Source organism: Collinsella sp. CLA-ER-H8, assembly GCF_040092335.1.
Taxonomy (GTDB): Bacteria; Actinomycetota; Coriobacteriia; order Coriobacteriales; family Coriobacteriaceae; genus Collinsella.
The window spans coordinates 38,322-60,558 of sequence record NZ_JBBNLU010000006.1; the positions used below are offsets into that span (position 1 = coordinate 38,322).

Sequence of the window (22,237 nt, forward strand, 5' to 3'; positions counted from 1 at the left end):
TTTTGACAGGCAAAACAGTCCGTATTTCACCGCAACTGATGGGCGGGATGGAGTTAGAGGCCCAGGTAGCTGGTCATGCCTTCGACGGCGAGCTTGGCGCCGGCTACGGCGTGAACAACCGTCAGCGGGCCGTTAACCACGTCGCCGGCGGCAAAGACGCCAGGCACGGTGGTCATACCGTTCTCATCGACCGAAAGCAGGCCACGATGGTCGGTCTCTAGGCCGCCCGTTGTAAGCACAAGCTTGTCTTTGGGCACCTGCGAAGCTGCAATCACAACTGTGTCGGCAGACGCATGGTCGAGCTCCTCCTCGTAGCCCACCACGTTGTTGTCCTCGTCAAAGATAGCCGTCTCGAACACCGGACCGTTATCGTCGATGGCGCAGATCGCCTTGCCGCACACAATCTCGGCACCGTCAAGCTCGGTCAGCTCGACCTCGTCGTCGATGGCCGAGATATGGCGCGAGCGTGCATACACAGTGACCTTGCGAGCACCCGAACGCAGCGCCGTGCGGGCCACATCCATGGCCACATTACCGGCACCGATGACCGCCACGTTCTGCCCGATCGCCACGCTCGAGGGATCGACCAGGTAATCGATACCAAACAGCACGTTGCCGCGCGACTCGCCGGGAATGCCCAGTTTGCGGGCACGCCAGGTACCGGTACCAACAAAGACCGCATCGTAGCCGTCGCGCAGCAGGTCGTCGATATGCAGCGCGCCACCGATGGTGGTCGAGGGGCGCACGCGCACGCCAAGCGAGCACATCACATGACGGTACTTTTGCACGAGCGCACGGGGCAGGCGGAACTCGGGGATACCGTATTCCAGCACACCGCCGATCTCGGGGCGCTGTTCAAATACCGTGACGGCACAGCCTAGCTGGGCCATCTTAATGGCCACGGTAATACCGGCGGGACCGGAACCGACCACAGCAACCTGTTTGCCGCACGACGGCGCAGACGTCCACTCCTTACGATCCAAATACGCTGTCGAGATATAGTTCTCGATGCTCGAGAAATGTACGGGTGTGCCCTTGCGGCCCTGGATGCACGCGCCCTCGCACTGGCCCGAATGGTTGCAAACCATGGAGCAGACCGCGCTCATGGGATTGTTCTGGAACAGCAGCTCGCCCGCCTCTTCTAGACGACGCTGTTTGAACAGGTCGATGACCTGCGGAATAGGCGTCTGAACCGGGCAGCCCTTAATCTGACAGAACGCCCTTTTACAACCTAGGCAACGATTCGCCTCTTCGACAATGTGGATAGCCACGCAACTCCCCTTTTTAATGCAATCCAATGGGGGCGACGATAAAGACCCTTCACCGCCGCCCCCATACAGGTAATCTCAATCTGCCGACACAGCAAAAGCCAATGCTATAACTCGCGATGCGAAGCCCCGCAGCGAGCGGACATGTGCTCGAGTGTCGCCAGGCAGTCAGCCGCCGTCGCCGGCACACTGTTCTCGACCACGCAGGGAATCCCAGGGCAGGCGGCAGCCGCCCAGGCCACTACGGGCTCAAAGTCATAGCGGCCCGTCTCGCCCACGCCATGACACACCAGACGTGAACCCGTACCGTCGCACCAACCGGCTTCGTCCTCGTTATCAACGACCTCAAAATCCTTGGCGTGCAGCACGCGAATCTTGCTGCCGCATAAATAGAGCATGCGCGCGGTGATTTCCTGCGCTTCGTCAACGACGCTGGGGTGCAGCAGCGACACTGGGTCATAGATCACGCCGAGCGACGGGCTCGAGACGCGCTCCAGCACCTCACGGCAGCGATCTGGCGTGTTGACTGTCTCGTTCCAACCGGGCTCAATTAGAACCTGACCGCCCACGGCCTCGGCCCGATCGCAGACGTGTGCGAGTCCGTCCATAAAAGCCTCGAGTGCCCCATCGGTCATGCGGTCGTCAGCAACGCGGTTCTGCGCATTGGGGCGACCGGTCTCGGTACCCACCGGGCATCCGCCGAGCATCTGGGCAAAGTTCAGGCATGCCTCGTACTCGGCAATGTTATCCATGAGCTGTTGGCGATCGGGCGTCGCCAAATTCTTATAGCAGCCGAGCACGGCGACCGAAACGCCCGCCTCGTCGAGCACCGCACGCAAATGGTCGGCAAGCTCGCGGGTCAGGCCGCCTCGATCGATCCCCATCGATGCGTAGAGCACCTTGCTCGGCAGCTGAATGCACGAAAAGCCCAGCTCTCCCGCCATGCGGATGCGTTCCTCGACGGTCCCCTGCGGAAGGTCGTGCAAACGCACACCCGGAGTAATAGCCCCCACGTTATTCACATCCCTTATGAGCGTTGATGCCCGGGGTGTATCCGCCAAACGGGTCCTCGATAGAGCACACACCCGAGGGAGCAAGCGGGTCATGCCTGCCAGCCAGTTTGTCGTGATGCATGGTCTCGATATAGGCAAGCACCAGCGGCGCCACGCCCTTCGCATCGTTTTTGACGATAGGCTCGCTCATGTAGTAACCAAACGTGCCCTCGCGGTGCGCGGTGTTTCCCAAGCCCGCGACCAGGCAGATGTTGTCGAGCGCCAGCTGGCCATCATGCTCGGACAGGCAGGTCTCGCAGATGCCGTCGAAGGCGCGACGGCCGTACTGGTAGTAACGCTCGCCCAGCACGCCTAGACGCACGCCCTTCATGATGGCATTGGCAAAAATCGCGCTACCAGACTCCTCCAGGTAGTTGGGGGCGATATTGGGCAGGTTGATGACCTGATGCCACATGCCGGTCTTCTCGTCCTGATACGGCAGCATGGCATCGATCAGGTCGTGGAACATCTTGCGAATCTCGTCCTTCTCGGCTGACATCGAAGGCGGCATGAGCTCCCAGGTATCGATGAGTGCCATGGCAAACCAGCCCTCGGCGCGCAGCCAGAAGTTAGCCGAAAGGCCGGTGACCGGGTCGCACCAGAACTGTTTGCGGCTCGCGTCGTAAGCGTGATAGTACAGACCGTTGAGGGGGTTGCGCATCAGGTCATGCACGACCTGGAACATATGGAAGCTGTCCGAGCAGGCACGACGGTTGTGGAAGCTCAGCTCGTACTGCATGTAGAACGGCTGGGCCATATACATGCCATCGAGCCAGATCTGGTTGGGATAGACGGCCTTGTGCCAAAACACGCCTTCTTTGGTGCGCGGCTGGGTCTCGAGCTGGCGGTAGATGGTGTCCATGGCGGCACGGTACTTGGGCTTGCCCACCAGGTCATAGAGCTTGTAGAGGGTCTTGCCCGCATTGACGTTATCGAGGTTGTACTCCTGCGGGTTGTAATGCTTGATGGTACCGTCGTCCTGGACAAAGAAATCGATGTAGTCATCGGCAAAGGTCAGGTAGCGCTGCTCACCCGTGATCTCGTACAGCTCGATGAGCGCCTTGATCATGCAGCCGTCGATATAGTTCCAGGTGTTCTCCTTGCCGGCGCGAATCTTTTCGATATTCCAAGCCGGCGCCTGCGGCGTAGAGGTTTCGATCAACTGCTCGATATAACGGTCCAGGATTTGATTGCAACCCATTGCTGTCCCCTCTGACATAAACGATAGGTGAACGTTACCCCTAGTGTAACGCGAACGGGGAATATAGGGTGAACGTTAACCCTATATTCCCCGCAAACGGCAGACTTTTAGCGGCAAACGGTGGTGAGACCCGCGGCGATGCGATGCGCCAGGCGCTCATAGCCGGCAGGACTGTAATGCAGACCGTCCGGCATATAGAGCTCGCGGTGCTCTGGCAAAAACGGGCTGATGCCACTTTGCGCATACAGGTCAATCACCGGAACGGAGTAGCGGTCACAGACCTCGAGCATCGCCTTTACGTAGGCGACCTGCGTCAACCCCAGGTGATTGAGCTCATCGCTTGCCGGGATATCCTTCTCGTGCTTACCGCTCGTCTTGCACGGCGTCATAAACACAAGCTTTGCCTGGGGCGAACGCGCCGTGATGGTGCGGATCAGGTAATCGAGTGCACCATAGAACTCGTGCACATCGGTACTGCCCAACTCGCCAAGCGGCACGTTGCGGCTAAAGTCGTTGACGCCGCCAAAGACGATGTAGATATCAGCCGCATTGCCGATGCCGTCCAGGCGCTCGACAAACGAATCGGTACGGTCGGCCTTGATGGCGATACGCGAACCCTTGATGCCAAAGTTCTCGACGACCGCGCCCCCCAGCAACGCGCCCAGATGCGAAGTCCAAGAGATGTCATTGCCGCCTGCGCCGCATCCGTTATCGCCCCATGTGGTCGAATCGCCAAAGCAGCAAATGGTCGATTCACTCAAACTCTTCGTTTCCATAATCTTCTCCTCATCCGCCCATCGGCGGTCATACAGGAACGTACCGTTTATTCGCAGCATGCCGAGGGGCTATGCACGGGCGCATTCCGCAACGTGCGAATCGAGCCATTCGATATCCTCGGCAAGATGTGTCACGCCCAGATGGTGTTCACCCGGACATACCTCGTGCCGCAGGCCATCTCTGCGACCCAGCAACTTGTAGGCATCGCGCACGATCTTGAGCTGCTCGTCAACATTTTTCAGCCCGCGCGAACCGTTCAGATGATCCTCTTCGCAGCTCTGCACTAACAACGGGCGCGGTGCAATAAGCGAGGCAATATCGCCCATGTCGAGTAAGCGCCAAAGTCCGGGTGTGTAGTTGCAGCTGCAATTGCCATTGAGATGCAGCAGCGAATCGTCGACACCGTACAGATAGCCCGAGACAAACGCCTTGCGCACACGCGGGTCGAGTGCGGCCAGGTACAACGTCATGTAGCCGCCACCCGAAAAACCAAAGCAACCCAGGTCATCCATGGCAATGTCGCCGCGCGCCTCTAGGTAATCGATCAGACGCATGTTATCCCAGGCGTTGAGGCCCGCAACCGTAAGACCCAGCGGCTCGGCCATACGTGCTTGATTCAGACACGTACCGCGCAGGTAGCTGTTCTCGTCATCGCCCTGACCCTTCCAGTCACGACGGTATCCCCAACCGCGCGCATCAGGGCAGACGGTCACGTAACCCATGCGTGCCAAACGCAGACCGTAGTCGTAATTGAACTTACGCACGGCATCATCGACAGCCGGCACGCCCGCAACACCGGCTACGCTTGCAGCACCCGCTCCCTGATGACCATGCGGGCAGATATAACAGCGTTTGAGTCCCCGCTCATCAAGCTTAGGATGAGACGGCTCCAACAGGTAGAACGGCATCCAAACATCACGCTCGACCTGCAACATCGCATGGGTGCGCACGATGCCGCCGGCAACCCGCACGCGGCTGAGCTCACGAATCTCAATCGGGACGCGGTCCATAAGCGAAAGGCCCAAAACATCGTACAGACGAGTCCTGGTCGCAATCTTCCATGCCTCAAAATCTGCAGGAGTCTTGCCCGTAAAAGCAGCCGAACGCCCCTCGCGCTTCAGCCGGGCACGCAGCGCAGGTTCGTCTTCGCAGTACGTCTCGATGTGCACGGTGCGGCCGTTGGCAGACAGTTCAGCCGTCTCAACCGCATCACCGTCGCCGCCCTCGGGATCCCAGCCATCCCCACCGGCAAGCACCTGCTCGCGAGCGTACCCGGCGGCAGCCATCACATCGAGTTCATTCGCCCACGGCACCCAGCCGGTAGTATCACCCGCCGGCCCATGCAGAATCGCGCCAGCATACTGCACGCAGTTGTGTGCCGCCGGCTTATCCCAATCCCACCAGCCTTCGCGCTTGATATGTCGCCCCAGCCAGCAATCGATCAGCACAGTTTGCGCCCATTCGCGCCAAGGACGGCCCAGGTAGACCGAATCCGGCGCCACGCCATCCGGAGCTGTAAACGAACAACCGTGGAACACAAATCCGTACGGCTCGCCTTTAGGCGTGGAGGCTGCCGTTACATACCCGTTGACACCAATATCGCGGTTGAGCGAGCGGATCTCGCACCCCTCAAAGTAGGCACGCGCGCCGCCAAAGATAAAGTCGACATCGCCCTCGATCCGGCAACGTCGAAAATACTGGCGCCCCACCCGGCGCGGCGCATACTGTTTGGGCCCTATGAACCCACCCGGTTTAGCCTCATGCGGCGGCAGCGGGCCCAAAAACAGTGTGTCCTGGTGCCCCTTAATGCAGCAGGCATCGACAACCAGACGGTCGCCATCGGCATACAGGGCAATCGCCTGACCGACCTCGCGCCCATCGCCCGCATCGTTTTCGATCGTGAGGTTCTCGAGCCATACGTCGTCGGCATCGACCAAAACGGTATAGGTCCTAAACGTGCCGAGCGTGCCGTCCACGCCCGAGCCGTCCTCTGAAGGCATCTTGGCACCCAGGCCGCCCATGATACGCACGCTATCGGCCGTCTCTCCCTCAATCGTCACATGCGGGCGACGAATCTCGACCCGCTCGCGATACTCGCCCGGATCGATATGGATTGTCACCGGCCGTCCGTCATTCGGACAGGATTCGTCAATTGCCTCCAAGGCCTTAGAGATACTGTGATATGCCCCCGCACGCTCGGGCGAAACCTCAAAAAATCGTCTCTCACTCATCATCAGTCACCGCGTCCTTTCGTCGTAGACCGTCTACGTTGCAGTTTCGGCATATAAAAAGTTCGCGCAATGGGTCGGGAAGGCCCTGCCCATCGCGCGCCGCGACATACCGAATTTAATTGTTTAGGAGCAAACGCCTACGCACGGACAACCTTGTCGACGTTCTGGAGCTGCAGCTCCTCGCCGTCCTGGCCCTCGATCACCACATTTTGCAGGTCGAGTACCTTGACGTTTTGCGCGATGATGCCCTGGCGCACCATGGGCTCAACGCCGCAGGCCATGGCCGGGACAAAGGGCTCGGCATCCGGCGCGAAGGTCACGTGGACATCCTGGAACGTCAGGCGCGTCACTTTGCTCTCGGGCAGGCCCGTGATGTAAGCAGCAGCCGCGTGGCAGTTAGTAGCCTCGATATCACAAAACGTCGTGGCACCAAAGCCGGGTGTGCGGTCGTCGACGGGCAGCGCCTCGCGAGACTGCACGTAATCGGTCTTGCCGTCCTTGTCGCAGAAGTAGAACGAGTTGACCACGAAGGGCGTGAGCACCTCGTCCATGCGAATGTGCTCAAAGGTAATGCCCTCGTTGACGGCGTCCTTGCCGCGCCCGCGGCGGGTCTTGACGCGCAGGCCGCGGTCGGTGCGTTCAAAGAGGCACTTGCTCACGGTAAGGTCCTTGATGCCGCCGGCAGCCTCGGATCCCAGCACCACGGCACCATGGCCGTCGTGCATGTAGCAGTGAGAAATCAGCACGTCGTGCGTGGCGGGACGAAGCTCAGGCTCAATGCCCAGCTTGCCGCTCTTGATGGCGATGCAGTCGTCGCCCACCGAGAACTGACAACCAAGGATGCGAACAAAACCGCAGCTCTCGGGATCGAAGCCATCGGTGTTGTGGGAGTTCTTGGGGCCCTCGATGGACAGGCAGAGCGCATCGATGTGCTCGCACAGGATGGGGTGGATGTTCCACGCCGGGCTGTTGCGGACGGTGAAGCCAGCCAAGCTCACGTTTTGGCTCTCGGACAGGAAAATCATGCGCGGGCGGGCGACCTCGCGGCCCTCCTCAGGGCGGAAGATGTTCTTAAAGTCCTTGTTCCACCAGTTGTCCTCGGCAAAATCAGTCTGACCGTCGATCGCGCCGCGACCATAGATGCACACGTCGTGCACGCCCAGACCCGTAAAGGTAGAACAGTAGGTCGAGAAGCTCTCCCCCTCCCAGCGGCCCAGGGGCAGCATATCGGTACCGGCATAACCGGCGCCCTCGTTGCCCGTGATCGTTCCCGGAATGTAGGCAAGCGCCGCGCGATCGTGACGGGCCAGCAGCACCGCTCCCTCGGCGAGCTCGATGTTGATATTGCTCTTAAGGAAGAGAGACTTGATGCGATAACTACCGGCGGGGATCAGCACGCGGCCACCCTTGGGGCAGGCCATGATGGCAGCCTGGATGTTGGTGGTGTCATCATGCTCGGCATCGCCCTTGGCGCCACAGTCGCGAACGTTGATGGTAAAGGGCTCAGCCGGCGTGGTGACACCTACGCTCAGCTCACGCTCGCCACAAACAAAACGAACCAGGTTGCGCTTGCCGGGGGTCAGGCCGTCGACATAGGTCTCGACCGTATTCGTGGTACCGGCGGGCTCGTCGTTGACAAAGATCTCCCACGTATCGGCGCAGGTAAAGTAACCGCCGTCGTCAAGCTCGATAACCGCCGCGCGCGCGTTGCGCCAGATAACGTTCGTCTCCATGGGTTTCTCCCTCAAAAAGATGCTCTAAAGGCAAATTGTACGCTGTTGAAAAAGGGCCGTGCCTGCCGGCGGAATTCCGGTGGCACGGCCCTGTGATTTGGACGATATGTCGGCCTTACTCGGCGGGAGTTACGCTACCGTCCTGGAAGCCAACGTTGTTGTGGGCAAAGCAGTCCTCGTACTTAAAGCCGGAGAGCTCCTCGCAAAGCGCCTTGACCTCGGGCTTGACGTCGGCCATCTTGCCACCCTCCTTGACTCGGTGAATCTCGTCGCAAAGGACGTCGCACTGCTCCTTGTCGATCTTGATGCCGCGGGCAAGGACGGCCGCAAGCAGGAAGAAGCCGGCGCAGCCGATGATCATGTAGCCGCAGATATACAGAGGCACAGTAGCGGGCTGGGTCACGGCGTCGCTATTGCCGGCGGTCTGAATGAAGCCGGAGGCAGCAAGGACGATAGCCCACACGTTGACGGCGATAGCCTGGGCGATCTGCTGGCAGAGCTGCTGCGCGGAGCTGTAGATGCCCTCGCGACGGCGCAGAGTGATGAGCTCATCGACATCGGGGATGTAGTTGAGCAGAACATCGGGCAGGTACTGGAAGCCGACGTAGAAGAACTTCCAGATGGCGAAGATGATGGGGTAGGCGATCATGGCGATGGCGACCGTGGAGGTGCCGTTGATCTGACCAAAGGCGAAGTAGTTGTAGGCAATGATGCACGCAGCGCAACCGACATTTGCGAGGTACCAAGACTTGTGGAAGCCCTTCTTGGCCATGAGGGCGACCCAGATGGCGGTGCAGACGATAGCGACGACCTTGCCAGGCATCTCCATCACGGACTCGTAGGACTTAGGAATCTGCAGGCAGTAGACGATGAAGAAGGACAGGCAGGCAGACCAGCAGGCAGCAGCGAGCTTCGTGGAGACCTGTGCGTACAGGACCTTGCGGAAGGACTTGTTGCGGAAGGTGGAGATAACGTCGATGAAGAACTTCTTGATACCCTCGCCGACGCTCTCGATCTTCTCCTGAGCGACCTCCTCGGGGGTGTGCTCCCACGTGGACAGGTACACACAAAGCAGCGAGATTGCCATGACCGAAGCGTTGACCGTAGCGATGATGAAGTAGCTGAACGGGTTGGTCTCGCCGAAGGTGCCAAAGCCGAAGCCCACAAGTGCAGCCATCAGGAAGCCGGCGGCGTTACCAAAGAGATGCTTGTAGCCGGTGAGGTACGTACGCTCCTTAAAGTCGTCGGTCATCTCGATGGTAAGCGGCGACAGGTTGGCGGTGCAGAACGTGTACGCGACGTTGTAGATCAGGTACAGCACAAAGTAGTACGGGAAGCCAAACGGCGTAGCCACGAAGATGAGCGGCTCGGCGATCATCATCGGGATGGCCAGCAAGATCCAGAAACGACGACGACCAAAGATGCGGCCAATCTTGGTGGCATAGAAGTTATCGGCCACAAAGCCCATCAGCGGGCAAAGAATGGCGTTGACATAGATGGCAAACGAGCTGATCAGTGCAGCCTCGCCTGCGGACAGGCCACACTCCGTGGACAGGAACAGCACCATGTAGCTGTGCGTAAAGGTCAGGGCACCGGAATTGAGCATACCGCCCATACCAAAGCCCAAGCGCGTCCAGAATGTGATCTTACGCTTTTTTCCGATCTTATTAGTCATCGAGCTCCCTCTCTTTTCTCGATTGTCTTGCAGCAAGACATTGGAGTCCACACTGACATCTGTCTGCCCAGCGTTCAGGGTGAACGTTTAGTTAGATTATGCGCGATTGCTTACGACAGGTGAACGTTCACTTGAATAATATCCTTGAACGGTCGATTTTTACCGCTGAACGGACACAATTGAGATCCTCACACCTATTTTCTGCTGGTAAGGGTGCCATGCTGGACAGCCATGAGATAGGTGAACGTTTATCAGATTTTCCAACATATTCACTTAACCACAAAACGAAAACCCCGCCGGGAACACTCCCGACGGGGCCGACGACATAGCGCTACGCTTGGGTGCATTTGCCACTACAGGCAGACGCCGTCCTTCCAGATGCTGATCTCGTGACAGCCACGGCGCTCGGCACTCGTGAGTTTACCGCTCGCCGTCTCCAGCACCAGCTGGTATAGATCGTGAGCAGCCTCGTCGAGCGTGCGCTCACCCGTGGCAATCACGCCGGCGTTAAAGTCCATCCAGTTGGCCTTGTGGTCGCACAGACGCTGATTGGTGAACACCTTGAGGGTAGGCGCCGGCGCGCCAAACGGTGTGCCGCGGCCGGTCGAGAACAGGATCACGTGGCAGCCGGCAGCCGTCAACGCCGTGGTGGATACCATGTCGTTGCCCGGACCGCACAGCATGTTCAGGCCGTGTTTATTTGCCTGGCCGGCATACGGCAGCACGTCGACGATGGGGGCAGATCCGCCCTTTTGCACGCAGCCGCAGCTCTTGTCCTCGAGCGTGGTAATACCGCCGTCCTTGTTGCCGGGGCTCGGGTTCTCGTAGACGACCTCGCCGTGGCTAATAAAGTAGTCCTTAAAGCCATTGAGCATGTCGGAAGCGGCGTTAAAGACCTGCTCGTTCTCACAGCGATCGAGCAGGATACTCTCGGCGCCAAACATCTCGGGCACCTCGGTAAGCACCGACGTGCCGCCGCGGGCGACAACCATATCACTCACGCGACCGATCGTGGGATTGGCGGTAATGCCCGAAAGACCGTCGGAGCCGCCGCACTTAAGTCCAATAACCAGCTCGGAGGCCGGAATGGGCTCGCGCTTGGCTTGCTTGGCGAGGTCTGCCAGCTCGGCCAGAATCTTGTGGCCCTCGATCTGCTCGTCGGCTACATCCTGGCAGGTGAGGAAGCGGACGCGCTCGTGATCGAAGTCACCGAGCTCGTCGAGCACCTGCTGGTGTGTGCAGTTCTCGCAACCAAGCGACAGGAACAGCACGCCCGCCGCATTAGGGTGACGCGACAGTGCCACCAGCAGACGACGGGTCTGGGCATGGTCGGCGCCGGTCTGCGAGCAACCGAACGGATGCGGGAAGTAGTAGACGCCCTCCAGCGAGCCATCGACCAGATCCTGGGCCTGCTCGCACATGGCACGGGCGACTTCGTTGACACAGCCGACCGTGGGGATGATCCACAGCTCGTTGCGCGTCGCGGCACGACCGTCGGCGCGGCGGAACCCCATAAAGGTCTCGGGCTCAACCGACTCAACGACCGGATGCGTGGGGTTGTAGGCGTACTCGACCTCGCCCGAAAGGTTGGTCTTCACATTGTGCGTGTGGAGCCACTGACCGGGCTGGACATCGCCCGTCACATGGCCGATAGGAAGGCCGTACTTGATGACGTCCTCCCCTGCGGCAATCGCGCGCACCGCCATCTTATGGCCCTGCGGAATATCCTCCACGGCCACGACCTCGCCCACCCCGGGAACCGCGACGGCAGTGCCCTTGGCAAGCGGCGACAGCGCAACGATCACGTTATCGGCCGGATTGATCTGGATAGTATTCATTACAAATGGTCCTAACCCTACAGGTTGAGCAGAAGTCGAGACGCGGGCACGCCGTCCCGCGCCCGCGTCTGCGCCGGAAATTTACGCCTGAGCGTTGGCGAAGGCCTGCTTGGCGCCCTCGGCACGCACGACGGCGAGCGCGCTGACGACAAACTCCTCAAGACCTGCGATCTGCGTAAGGTCCTCGCCCCACATCTGCTCGTTGGTGAGCACGTCGTGCACCAGCTGGGCATCGTCGGCGCCGGCATGGGCGGCGTAGAAGTCGAGCACGAAGGCGTCGTCCTGAGCGGTGTACTCGGTGCCGTCGGAGCGACGCAGGTGCAGGCCGTCGCCCTCGCGGGACACGAGCTCCTGCGTGTAGAAGGAGATGAGCGTAGCGAGGCTCGTCGCCAGGCACTTGGGCAGGTTACCGGTCTCGGCAACGTAGTCCTTGAGCGTGGGCAGGTCGCGAGCGCGCCACTTAGCCGTGGAGTTGAGGCAGATGGAGAGCAGCGCATGATCAATAAACGGGTTGTCGAAGCGGTTTTCGACGGCGGCGGCAAAGGCCTTGCAGTCCTCGACATCCAAGTCGGCGGCAAGCGTCGGAATGACCTCGTCGTAGAGCATGGTGTTCATGAAGCCGCGAATGGTCTCGTCATGCATGCAGTCGCGCACGATATCAAAGCCGGCAACCCAGGAACCCGGAACGAAGGCGGTATGGGCACCGTTGAGGATGCGGACCTTGCGCTTTTTGTACGGGGTGACGTCGGGAGTCACAAAGACACCCGGAAGACCAGCCTTCACAAAGGGAAGCTTCTCGACAAGCGACTCGTCGCCCTGGATGCCCCACATCTGGAAGGGCTCGCGCACGGCCAGGAAGGGATCCTCGTAGCCCAGACGCTCAGCCACCGCGGCGGCCTCGGATGCGTCGCGGATACGACCCGGTACGATGGTGTCGACGAGCGTGGTGCAGACGGTGCAGTCGTTAGCCATCCACTGCGCAAACTCGTCCTCCCAGCCCCAGTCGCTCACGTACTGGTTCATGATGCGCAGCAGCTCCTCGCCGTTGTGATCGATGAGCTCGCAGGCGAGCACGATAACGCCCGACTTACCGGCAGCCCAGCGGGTGTGGAGCACCTGGGCAAGCTTGGCGGGGAAGCTCGCGGGTGGCATGTCGTCGGCCTTGCAGGACGGGTCATAGGCGATACCGGCCTCGGTGGTGTTGGAGACGATAATCTCCAGGTCGTCAGAGACGGCGACCTCCATCATGGCGCGGTAGTCGTCCTCACGATACGGGTTCAGGCAGCGGCTGCAGGCGCTAATCACGCGGGACTCGTCAACCGTGTTCCCGTTCTCCTTGCCGCGCACCAGCACGGTGTACAGGTCGTCCTGGGCATTGATACCGTCGGCAAAGCCAAAGGCGCCACTGATGGGCTGCACCATGACGACCTTGCCGTTCCAGCCGGTGGCCTCGTTGCCCATGTCAAAGAAGCGGTCGACGAAGGCGCGCAGGAAATTGCCCTCGCCAAACTGCAGGACCTTCTCGGGAGCATCCTTGGGCAGCAGATAGCCCTTGTAGCCGATCTTCTCGAGCGCATCGTAGCTGATGTTCTCCATCTATGTGTCTCCTTAGATGTTTGTTAGCGTGCAAGCAAAACGGGGCTCCGCGTGTGGCAACGGCGCCCAGGGTTCGATGTGATTCGATGCGGGCTTAGGCCTCGTCGGTGTCCAGGTCAAAGCCAAAGTAGCGGACCGCATTGTTGTAGCTGATGTCACGCACAACCTCGCCCAGCAGCTCCATGTCGGCCGGGTACTTGCCCTGCTCGACCCACTCGCCGATCACGCTGCACAGCACGCGACGGAAGTACTCGTGGCGCGGATAGGACAGGAAAGAGCGGGAGTCGGTAAGCATGCCCACAAAGTTGCCCAGCACGCCCTCGTTAGCCAGAGCCGTGAGTTGCTCGCGCATGCCGACCTCGTTGTCGTTGAACCACCAGGCGGAGCCGTTCTGGATCTTACCGGCGGTCGGAGCCTCCTGGAAGCAGCCCATGACGGTATCGATCATGGTGTTATCGATGGGGTTCAGGCTGTACAGGATGGTCTTGGGCAGGCCGCAGGTCTCCTGGATGGAGTTGAGGAAATCGGCGAGCTGGTCGGACGGCGTGTAGTTGGAGATGCAGTCGTAGCCGGTGTCGGGACCGAGCTTGGCGAACATGGCACGGTTGTTGTCGCGCTTGCAGCCAAAGTGCAGCTGCATGGCCCAGCCCAGGCGGACATACTCGCCGGCGACAAACTGCATAAAGGCAGTCTTGTACTTGAGGATCTCTTCCTCGGTAAGCGGCTCGGCAGCCAGACCCTTGGCAAAGATGGCCTCGATCTCGTCGGCGGTAGCCGGGGCGTACATAACGTAGTCGAGTGCATGGTCGGATGCGCGACATCCCAGCTCGTGAGCAACGTCGTAGCGCTTGGAGATGGCAGACTTCATGCCCTCAAAGTCGCTTACCTCAACGCCGGCAACCTCGGAGAGGTGCTTGCAGTAGTCGGCAAACTCCTGGCCGCGCTCGATGCGCAGAGCGGCATCGGGGCGCATGGCGGGAACGACCTGAACGTCAAAGCTGTCATCGGCGGCAATCTTCTTGTGCCACTCAAAGCTGTCGGCGGGGTCGTCGGTAGTGCAGATCATGCGGACGTTGGACTGCTTGATCAGGTTGCGGCAGGTAAAGCTAGCCTCAGCGAGCTTGGCGTTGGCAAGGTCCCAGACCTCCTGGGCAGTCTTGCCGTTGAGGACGCCCTCGTAGCCAAAGTAGCGCTTAAGCTCCAGGTGGCTCCACTCAAAGACGGGGTTGCCAACGCAGCGACCCAGGGTCTCGGCCCACTTTTGGAACTTCTCGCGAGCAGGGGCGTCGCCAGTGATAAAACGCTCGTCGACGCCGTTGGCACGCATCAGGCGCCACTTGTAGTGGTCGCCGCCCAGCCAAACCTCGGTGATGTTCTCGAAACGCTTGTCCTCCCAAATCTCCTTAGGAGAAATGTGGCAGTGATAGTCGACGATGGGCATGCCCTCGGCAAAGTTGTGGAACAGCTCCTCGCCGGTCTTGGTGCTCAGCAGGAAATCCTGATCGTCCATAAAGTTTTTCATCAAACAGCCCCTTTGCTGGCAAGGCGGGCGCACGGCGCGCTCGTTATCCTTTAGGTGAACGTTCACTATACTAATCCATTGCACCTCAAAAGGTGAACGTTCACCTAACCACCACGGGGTGAACGGTAGATTTTGCCCGTTCAACGGTTGCCGGGGATGTGACTTGCATGTATTGCGGACTGGTTGGCGTCCCCGAACACCGAACTTGAGCGCTTTTGCTCAGGTGGGTCATGTCCCGACGTACATTTTTGGGAGTATTCAGCATTGGAGCGCGCCGTGCGCCATCCTCAGCGTCCTATTTGGAACGCAGATAGCGCCCGATCGGCATAAAAAGTGCCCCCGATGGCAAATTACGCCATCGGGGGCACTTAAAACAGTCGTTCTGCACCTCATTCAGGGCATGCCAATGCTGAATACTCCCAAAAATGCACGTCGCAAGAGGGGGTACCTGCTCAATCGGCTAAATACCCGCAAGTTCGCAGTAGCGGTCGGCATTGCTGGCAAATACCATCTCGACGGCACCCTTCTGGACGGGCACCGTCGGGGTCCTTCCCCACAGCAGATAATCGCCCAGCGTCTTAGCGCCGCGATACGCCAGACTCGTCGGGTCCTTATAGACAATATTGGTAAAGATACCGCGGCGCAAGGCCAGAACACTTTCGGGAAACAGGTCGTTGCCGATCACCATGACCTGACCGGCCTTGCCGGTCGAGACGAGCGCGTCGGCAACCACTTCGGAACCAACGGCAAAAACGCTACAGATAAGTTCAGGGGCGTCCGGCGCACTCAAGCGCTTTTCGAGCTCATGCTCGAGTTGTTTGACTTGCGCATGGGCACCTGCAAGATCCTCAACCTGCCATGGAATATCACGTTCGCGCAGGTAATTGTGGAAGGCGCGGGCGGTTAGATAGTGCGAATCGGTATATGGGTCGCCTGTCAAAAGGAGCACGCGGGCGTCGGCCCCAGAAGCATGGACCAGGTTTGCCGCCTGCTCGGCCATAAGGCTGCCTGCCGTCGAATAATCGGCCAAGCTCGCACCCAAACGATTCAAATGCGGACGGTCGCCGTCGACAAGCTCAATCGTCACGCCCGCCTCGGCGATCTGCCCCAAAAGCTCAGTCGCACGATCGTCGCCCGGCGCATAGGCGAGCAAGCCATCAATCTTCTCGCCCACCTGCAGACGCTCGTCGATTTGCTCGAGTGCATCAGCGTAGCCGCCCACGCCAAATTCAACGCGCTCAACCGTAATGCCCCGGTCGATGACCTCCTGTTCAAAGCGATTGCAGCCTTCCCACAGGTAACGGAAAAAGTACGCTCCCTCGCGCGATGCGCGGGGCAGGCAAAACACCAGATTGATATCCTTGCGGCGCAGGCTTGAGGCACTTGTGTTGCGGTGATAGCCCATGGCCTCGGCCTTAGCGTTCACCTTGGCGCGCACGGATTCGCTCACGCCGGCCTTTCCCGTCAGAGCCTTGTGCACGGTATTGATGGAAACGCCAAGCTCGGCGGCTATGTCCTTCATGGTTACGCGAGCGCTCATGCGGTTACTCCGTTATAGATAAGTTGCCAATTAATAGTCCAGTTAACGATACCCCAAAAATACTCTTCGACTCGCCGTGCTCTCCCTCAAATGCACAAAGCGCCCCGCGAACGGATGCCCGCGGAGCGCTTGGATGTCCGGACCTTATTTGATACCGCGACCCAAGTCTTCGGCGATTTTGTCTACGCCCTTAAGCGCGGCACAAGTCTTTTTGTTAGAACAATGCCCCGTGCAAGCGCCACCCTGAGCGCAGTCGGCGCAGGTGCCCTTGCGGTAGATGCGCACGCACACGGCGACAAACGCAATACCGATAATAGCCAGTACAACAATATCGATAGGTGCCATAGCAAGCCTCCTCTAGTTAACCACCACTTACTTTACCCTATTCTCCACCTACCAAAAGGGGAAAGGTTTATTTTGGTCGGTTTTATCTGCGGAAACGCCACATCTCCCCACCACATTGGTACAAGGCAACCTATCCGGAATGGGTGAAATCATGATCATAGAGCTCATCTCGCTGCCTCACTCAGCAATAAGGTTTACCCTGGTGCTATTTTTCTCGATACGATAGACGCCGACCTTGCCTGTAACGCCATAATGCTTTTTAAGTAGACCCATCTCCGCAGAATTGGACTCGATTACGATGAGCTTGTCATAACCCGACAGAAGGTTATCCATATTGGGCTCATAGAACGCGCATATGGCATCGGAATGCGGGGCAAACAAATAATATCGAGCCACATACGTGAAGTAGTACGAAGTCATAAGCCCATCGCGATCGGAACCGAACAGCAAATAACGAGTACCGTCTTCTTTACCCGATGCCGGCCAGCGATCACCGACGACATCTCGGACCGTCGCCGGAAGCGAAGTGTCGTATGTCTTTGCATTGAATAGCATGCCGTTGTATTCACTCGTCAAAAGGCCAAGCGACAAGGCGATGCAGCCCATTACAACCTGTTGGTATCGCCGCTTATGTAACGGCGTTGCATGGCAGGGGGAACCATCGGACCGGAATTTCATCTGCCCCTCAAGCTCAACGGTAACTGCCATCGCCAGGCCACCGACAAACAATGCAATGATGCTGCAAGCATAACGATCGAATCCAGCAAGCCTCAAGGCCTCGTCCATTGGCATCGAGAATATGTACATGGCGAGAATACCCACATAGTAAACAATTGTCATGAAATCAAGCGCAACCAGTGCGCGGCGCACATGTGTCAACTGATGCCCAAAGCACCACCGAGCAGCCGCTAGCAATGCGACAACAGCCAAGTTGCCGAGCAGGAAACCGAGCGCAGGCCTGGTAGTTAAATCGATGGAGGTCGCAAAAAACGTCGAGACGACCTGCGCGATCTGGGCAGTATTCTTACCGCCGACCACCGCCGCGTGAGCAGCATCGCCCACATCGAACTTATTCTTGACGCCCGCGAGCGCCGTGGCCATGTGCCAACTCCACATCAGATAAGTGGAAAAACCCAAAACACCTGCGACGGCAGTTGCACCAAACCAGCGCAGGCGAGCGTTCCAGCCGCGATTCCTGAGAGCAACGTGTCCGCGCGCTAAATGGTAAGCGAGCACAAATGCAACGAATACGACGCCCGTCGACTTCACCACTATGAGCTCCGCCATCAACGGCACGAGCAACTTGAGCTCGCGGCGAACATCACCGTTATAACGATCCACGACTGCCCAGCACGCCATCGTGAGGACCGGGAGCACGAAATCAACCAAAAGGTTATTAATGCGAATCGTTACATTGAAAAACGTAAGGAGCGAGCAGCCAGCCCCTAACACCGCATATGGCAGAAACGAACGGCGATTGCGCACAATACCAAGAACAGCATAAAAACATGAGAAGATAAAGGCTGCCTGAACAACGAGCATTGTTCCCTCGGCATGGCCTAAAAACGTGCATGCGCAGTACAGCAGTGAAGTTGTGCCGAGCGGATAGTTGAAAAACTCAACGAGACCACTTGACGCCGTGGGGAAAGCCCCCGTCTCCAGCATGACCTTGAGCGCTATAGCCCAATGCGTAAAGTTATCGTAATGCTCGAGACGCGCCGACAGCAGGGGCCACAGAAAGATCAACATACCTAGGAGAAAACACGCGTCAGGGAGACCAAAGGGCAATCTAGCAAGACCACGACCATGGAGACAGGGCATTGCCGCTGCACCGGCGATGGCGCCCACCACAACCACCCCCCAGGTGGCAGGGGCAAGCGCGCCCACGATTCCACCGGCATACGTGACGACCCCCATGACACACAAGGCACACACGGGAGCGAAATGCACATCCGTCTCGGTCAAACGATGGATCCAATAGCACAGACCGAAGAGCGCTAGCAGGAACAGCGCCGCACGGCCGAAGGCAGCAATAATCAGCATGCAGCGTCTCCTTCGACATGAGCAGAATCGTGACTGGTCCGCTCCGCATCCCGTGAATCGCCGCATCGATCGCTATCACGCCTGGAGCGGCGGCGGGATCTCCATACGCGGTAACGCGAAAGAAGCGCCCTTATCCTCATGCGGACAATACGCACGATATCGTCATAGGTGGTGTTCCAGCTATCAAGCTCCTCGGCGATGCCCGTTTCGCGATCGTACAGCAGCTGATCATAGATGCGACGCTCCTCGAGCGAGCGGTGCTCGATTCGAAGCGCCGCGTACCACGACTCATCATCGCCACATTTGGATTGAAAGAGGCGCACAAGCCTACCAGAAACGCATGTGCAATAGCGACCATCTCCCAAGCGCACCGCAAAGCTGCGCAGCTCCTCGGGAAAGGGATCATCGATGCGCACGAGTACACTACCGTCTGACATGTTGATGGCACGCCCCGCGAAAACGCCCACAGGGCCTTCGTCATCCGTCTCGTCCGAACTGCAATCGGGGAAAACGCCACCTTCGGCCACGGCTTCGCCGGTGCCCTCGGTTAGCTTCGACCACTCATCCTCAACCGGCAGCGCCGTCAGCACCGCAGGTTCGTCTACGGAGATGCGAGTACTCTTGCGCGGCATGGACCGACCACCCGAAAAGGCAATAGCATACAAAAGGGCAATCAAGTTGTAGCACAACCAATAGATGATCACGGAACTGTACACGAGCGCCATGCCATACTTTCCCCATGTAAATCTGATAATAGCTGCAACCGAGAGCACCACGAGCAACAGGTGTGGGAGCATGTTCCACAGGCTACCGCTGCGATTGGTCGTCTTGTCTTTACGCGTAACTTTGAACTTTGTCTCGCGGATACCGAGCGTCTCAAGAAATACGGGAATAATAAGTGATGGCGCCAGCGTGGTGTCGATGATTTGACTCCATTTCTGACTGCGAACATTGCTCGAAAGCAATTTCATAGACCTGCTATAAAAGAAATAGCTCGGCAGCCAAAAAATTAGTAACTGCCAGAGTGTGCAGTTAACCACTTGGAAGTCAAACAAGGCAAACATAATGGGCGCAAGAATGAAGATGATGCGGTTGAAGAATGACCACCAGTACAGAAAACTGCACAGATAGGTAATGCGCGCGGGAAAAGAAATCTTGCGGGAAAAGATGACACCCGTGTTTTGGATGCTCTGAATCACACCGCGCGCCCAGCGGATGCGTTGGTGCACCATCGAGCGCACATCCGTCGTCGAGAGGCCGTGAGCTTCGACCTTATCAGTGGCATAGGTAATATAACCCGCCATCTGCAGACGACAGCTCGTCTCAAAATCTTCGGTGATCGTATGATACGGAAACCCGCCAATCTCCTCCATACCGGCGCGCGAAATCACGGCATTGCTACCGGTGTATGCGCAGGCGTTGGACGAGTTGCGCATCTGGTTTACCTCGCGTGAGAAGAAATCTTGCTCATTAGGAATCTTGTCCTCGGCGTACAGATTGAACTGAAAAAGATCAAGATTATAGAAGCTTTGCGGCGTCTGAATCAGACCGACTTTAAGGTCCTCATTGAGTTCGTCCTCGGAACGATAACGCCATGCGCCGGTCGCGCCATCCTGAATATAGCGAGGCAGCAAGAAATAGGGCACGGTATCTACGAGAAAGCTGCTGCGCGGAATCATGTCGGCATCGAACGTCGCAATCAGCGGTGAAGTCGTGTGCCTTAGCGCGTTGTTGAGGTTACCCGATTTGGCATACTTGTTATCCTCACAGGGGATATAACCAATCCCAAGTTCAGCCGCAAGGGAAGCGACCTCTTTGCGGCAGCCATCGTCAGCAAAATAGACGTGCACCCGAGAACGATCGGGATAGTCCATGTAGGTACAGGCGTTCGCCGTCTTGAACAACACGTCAGTCGGCTCGTTGTGCGTAGCGATTACCACGTCAACGTCGGGATAGTCTTCGGGCAAGATTTTCGGCATAACGAGATGTCCGCTGTCGGCCTTGACCTTGCGGTAGTAAAGTTCGAAGGTCGTAAACGCGGTTACTGCCTCAGCGATGAGCAGCAAGATCGCAAAAATCATCTGGGGAATCCCCTGATCAAACGGCAGGGTGAACAGAAGACGCCATAGCAGATAGATGACCATAAGGACTGCAGTGACGATAAAGGTCGTCACATCGCGCTTCCGTGCCCCCTGTTTTTCCACCACGCTTTTCTTGGCTTTCTTAAGCTCATGAACGCTCACGGAATCATCCCCCTATTCAAAGACCCATGACTGCTGGATACGGTAGTTAGCAAAGAACAATGCCGTATCAACAAACGGTTTGATGATAAAGACCGGTATGGGCAGTGCAACGGAAATCAAGAGGACGAGAGCTGCGCTCGCCAACATACAAGCTGCGCACAGGGCGATATAGCGGCAAAGGCTCCGAGAACAGCTGGAATTATCCGCTTTGAAGACGATATTTCGATTCAGCATATAGTTGACAAATGCCGAGACGACCCGCGCAACGACGGTTGCCCACACGATGGCTGCGCTGGTCGCGACACCATGCGACCATAGGAGTACGAGCGCAGAGAACAGTGCCCAATCCAACAACGATGTGCAGAGCGAAGAGAGCGTGTAGCGCGCAAACGCAGAGAATAAGACACCGAGCACGCGAAGCGAATCAACAACGGGACGGAAATGTGATGCCCCGTTGTCACCCTCGTAGACCGTGGTAATGGGAACCTCGAAGATGCCACCCGCACGCCGCGCCAGCACAAGCATCTCTGTCTCGAACTCATATCCGTCTCGCACCACAGCGAGCATACGGCGCATAAGCGACGCCGGAAGGCCACGTAAGCCCGTCTGCGTATCACTCACATCGACACCGCAGAGCACGCGCATGGCCCCAAGCATAAAATTGTTACCGAGCTTACTGCGCGCAGGAACGCCATTACCGTCGAATCGGCGACAGCCAAGCACCAACGAGTCCTGGTGCAGACCGAGTTCGCGCGCAACGGCGCGGATATCGGCAGGCAAATGCTGACCATCGGCATCTGCCGTGACGGCCCCCGCAACAGTCGGGACCTGTTCCAAGAGATAAGAAAAGGCAGTCTTGAGAGCCGCACCTTTGCCGCGGTTGAGCCCGTGGACAAGAACCGTAGCACCAAGCGCGCGGGCGCGGTCAAACACCATAGAACAGGACGCGCTGCTCCCGTCATCCACCACAACGATCGGTCCCGGCCATCCGAGCACGAGCTCCTCAAGTAGTGCGGCCAGCCGACCACTCGGCTCATACGCGGGAATCACCAAAGCTATCCTATTGTCGATATCTGCCATGATCAAATGGATTCTCCAACATAATGAATCGATTTGCGGACGTCGATTATAACGAAATTGCCTAGCGGTTAAAACAAAAGCCCGAGTGTCGCT

Annotated in this window: 15 protein-coding genes; all 15 read right to left on the bottom strand. The window is 58.2% G+C overall.

Going from position 1 to position 22,237, the window contains the following annotated elements:
• Positions 1-53 precede the first annotated feature (53 nt).
• Positions 54-1,271 carry an FAD-dependent oxidoreductase gene (locus tag AAAX72_RS05265; protein ID WP_349129392.1) on the bottom strand — a complete coding sequence of 406 codons (1,218 nt, stop codon included), beginning with the start codon at positions 1,269-1,271 and terminating at the stop codon, positions 54-56.
• 104 nt (positions 1,272-1,375) lie between these two features.
• Positions 1,376-2,281: a sugar phosphate isomerase/epimerase family protein gene (locus tag AAAX72_RS05270; protein ID WP_349129394.1), complete on the bottom strand. Its 906-nt coding sequence runs from the start codon at positions 2,279-2,281 to the stop codon at positions 1,376-1,378.
• Position 2,282: 1 nt separating this feature from the next.
• Positions 2,283-3,521: a glycoside hydrolase family 88 protein gene (locus AAAX72_RS05275; RefSeq protein ID WP_115596161.1), complete on the bottom strand. Its 1,239-nt coding sequence runs from the start codon at positions 3,519-3,521 to the stop codon at positions 2,283-2,285.
• A gap of 107 nt (positions 3,522-3,628) precedes the next feature.
• Positions 3,629-4,297, bottom strand: coding sequence for an SGNH/GDSL hydrolase family protein (locus tag AAAX72_RS05280; RefSeq protein ID WP_349129396.1), 669 nt, complete (start codon positions 4,295-4,297; stop codon positions 3,629-3,631).
• Positions 4,298-4,366: 69 nt separating this feature from the next.
• The gene (locus AAAX72_RS05285; protein ID WP_349129397.1) at positions 4,367-6,532 is read right to left on the bottom strand and encodes a pectinesterase family protein; all 2,166 of its coding nucleotides are present in this window, start codon (positions 6,530-6,532) and stop codon (positions 4,367-4,369) included.
• A gap of 134 nt (positions 6,533-6,666) precedes the next feature.
• On the bottom strand, positions 6,667-8,262 hold the full coding sequence (locus AAAX72_RS05290) for a glycoside hydrolase family 28 protein (protein WP_349129398.1): 1,596 nt from the start codon (positions 8,260-8,262) through the stop codon (positions 6,667-6,669).
• Between the two features lie 115 nt (positions 8,263-8,377).
• Positions 8,378-9,937 (bottom strand): MFS transporter, encoded by a 1,560-nt coding sequence (locus AAAX72_RS05295; protein WP_349129400.1) that lies wholly within the window; start codon positions 9,935-9,937, stop codon positions 8,378-8,380.
• 353 nt (positions 9,938-10,290) lie between these two features.
• Positions 10,291-11,775, bottom strand: a complete 1,485-nt coding sequence (locus tag AAAX72_RS05300) for an altronate dehydratase family protein (protein ID WP_349129401.1) — start codon at positions 11,773-11,775, stop codon at positions 10,291-10,293.
• A gap of 81 nt (positions 11,776-11,856) precedes the next feature.
• A complete protein-coding gene (locus AAAX72_RS05305) occupies positions 11,857-13,371 on the bottom strand; it encodes a tagaturonate reductase (RefSeq protein ID WP_349129402.1) in 1,515 nt (504 codons plus the stop codon).
• Between the two features lie 94 nt (positions 13,372-13,465).
• Positions 13,466-14,893, bottom strand: a complete 1,428-nt coding sequence (gene uxaC / locus AAAX72_RS05310; RefSeq protein WP_349129403.1) for a glucuronate isomerase — start codon at positions 14,891-14,893, stop codon at positions 13,466-13,468.
• Between the two features lie 460 nt (positions 14,894-15,353).
• Entirely contained in the window at positions 15,354-16,433 is a 1,080-nt protein-coding gene (locus AAAX72_RS05315) for a substrate-binding domain-containing protein (protein ID WP_349129404.1), read from the bottom strand.
• Between the two features lie 144 nt (positions 16,434-16,577).
• A complete protein-coding gene (locus tag AAAX72_RS05320; protein ID WP_349129405.1) occupies positions 16,578-16,778 on the bottom strand; it encodes a hypothetical protein in 201 nt (66 codons plus the stop codon).
• A gap of 177 nt (positions 16,779-16,955) precedes the next feature.
• Positions 16,956-18,821, bottom strand: coding sequence for a hypothetical protein (locus AAAX72_RS05325; protein WP_349129407.1), 1,866 nt, complete (start codon positions 18,819-18,821; stop codon positions 16,956-16,958).
• Positions 18,815-21,064 (bottom strand): glycosyltransferase, encoded by a 2,250-nt coding sequence (locus tag AAAX72_RS05330; protein ID WP_349129409.1) that lies wholly within the window; start codon positions 21,062-21,064, stop codon positions 18,815-18,817. Before AAAX72_RS05330 ends, AAAX72_RS05325 begins: the two co-directional genes overlap by 7 nt.
• Positions 21,065-21,076: 12 nt before the next feature.
• The gene (locus tag AAAX72_RS05335) at positions 21,077-22,144 is read right to left on the bottom strand and encodes a bifunctional glycosyltransferase family 2/GtrA family protein (protein ID WP_349129411.1); all 1,068 of its coding nucleotides are present in this window, start codon (positions 22,142-22,144) and stop codon (positions 21,077-21,079) included.
• Positions 22,145-22,237: the final 93 nt, after the last annotated feature.

Coding starts and splice junctions, on each gene's coding strand:
- AAAX72_RS05275 (WP_115596161.1), bottom strand. CDS start 3,521: ATGGGTTGCAATCAAATCCTGGACCGTTATATCGAGCAGTTGATCGAA.
- AAAX72_RS05280 (WP_349129396.1), bottom strand. CDS start 4,297: ATGGAAACGAAGAGTTTGAGTGAATCGACCATTTGCTGCTTTGGCGAT.
- AAAX72_RS05285 (WP_349129397.1), bottom strand. CDS start 6,532: ATGATGAGTGAGAGACGATTTTTTGAGGTTTCGCCCGAGCGTGCGGGG.
- AAAX72_RS05290 (WP_349129398.1), bottom strand. CDS start 8,262: ATGGAGACGAACGTTATCTGGCGCAACGCGCGCGCGGCGGTTATCGAG.
- AAAX72_RS05295 (WP_349129400.1), bottom strand. CDS start 9,937: ATGACTAATAAGATCGGAAAAAAGCGTAAGATCACATTCTGGACGCGC.
- AAAX72_RS05300 (WP_349129401.1), bottom strand. CDS start 11,775: ATGAATACTATCCAGATCAATCCGGCCGATAACGTGATCGTTGCGCTG.
- AAAX72_RS05305 (WP_349129402.1), bottom strand. CDS start 13,371: ATGGAGAACATCAGCTACGATGCGCTCGAGAAGATCGGCTACAAGGGC.
- uxaC (WP_349129403.1), bottom strand. CDS start 14,893: ATGAAAAACTTTATGGACGATCAGGATTTCCTGCTGAGCACCAAGACC.
- AAAX72_RS05315 (WP_349129404.1), bottom strand. CDS start 16,433: ATGAGCGCTCGCGTAACCATGAAGGACATAGCCGCCGAGCTTGGCGTT.
- AAAX72_RS05320 (WP_349129405.1), bottom strand. CDS start 16,778: ATGGCACCTATCGATATTGTTGTACTGGCTATTATCGGTATTGCGTTT.
- AAAX72_RS05325 (WP_349129407.1), bottom strand. CDS start 18,821: ATGCTGATTATTGCTGCCTTCGGCCGTGCGGCGCTGTTCCTGCTAGCG.
- AAAX72_RS05335 (WP_349129411.1), bottom strand. CDS start 22,144: ATGGCAGATATCGACAATAGGATAGCTTTGGTGATTCCCGCGTATGAG.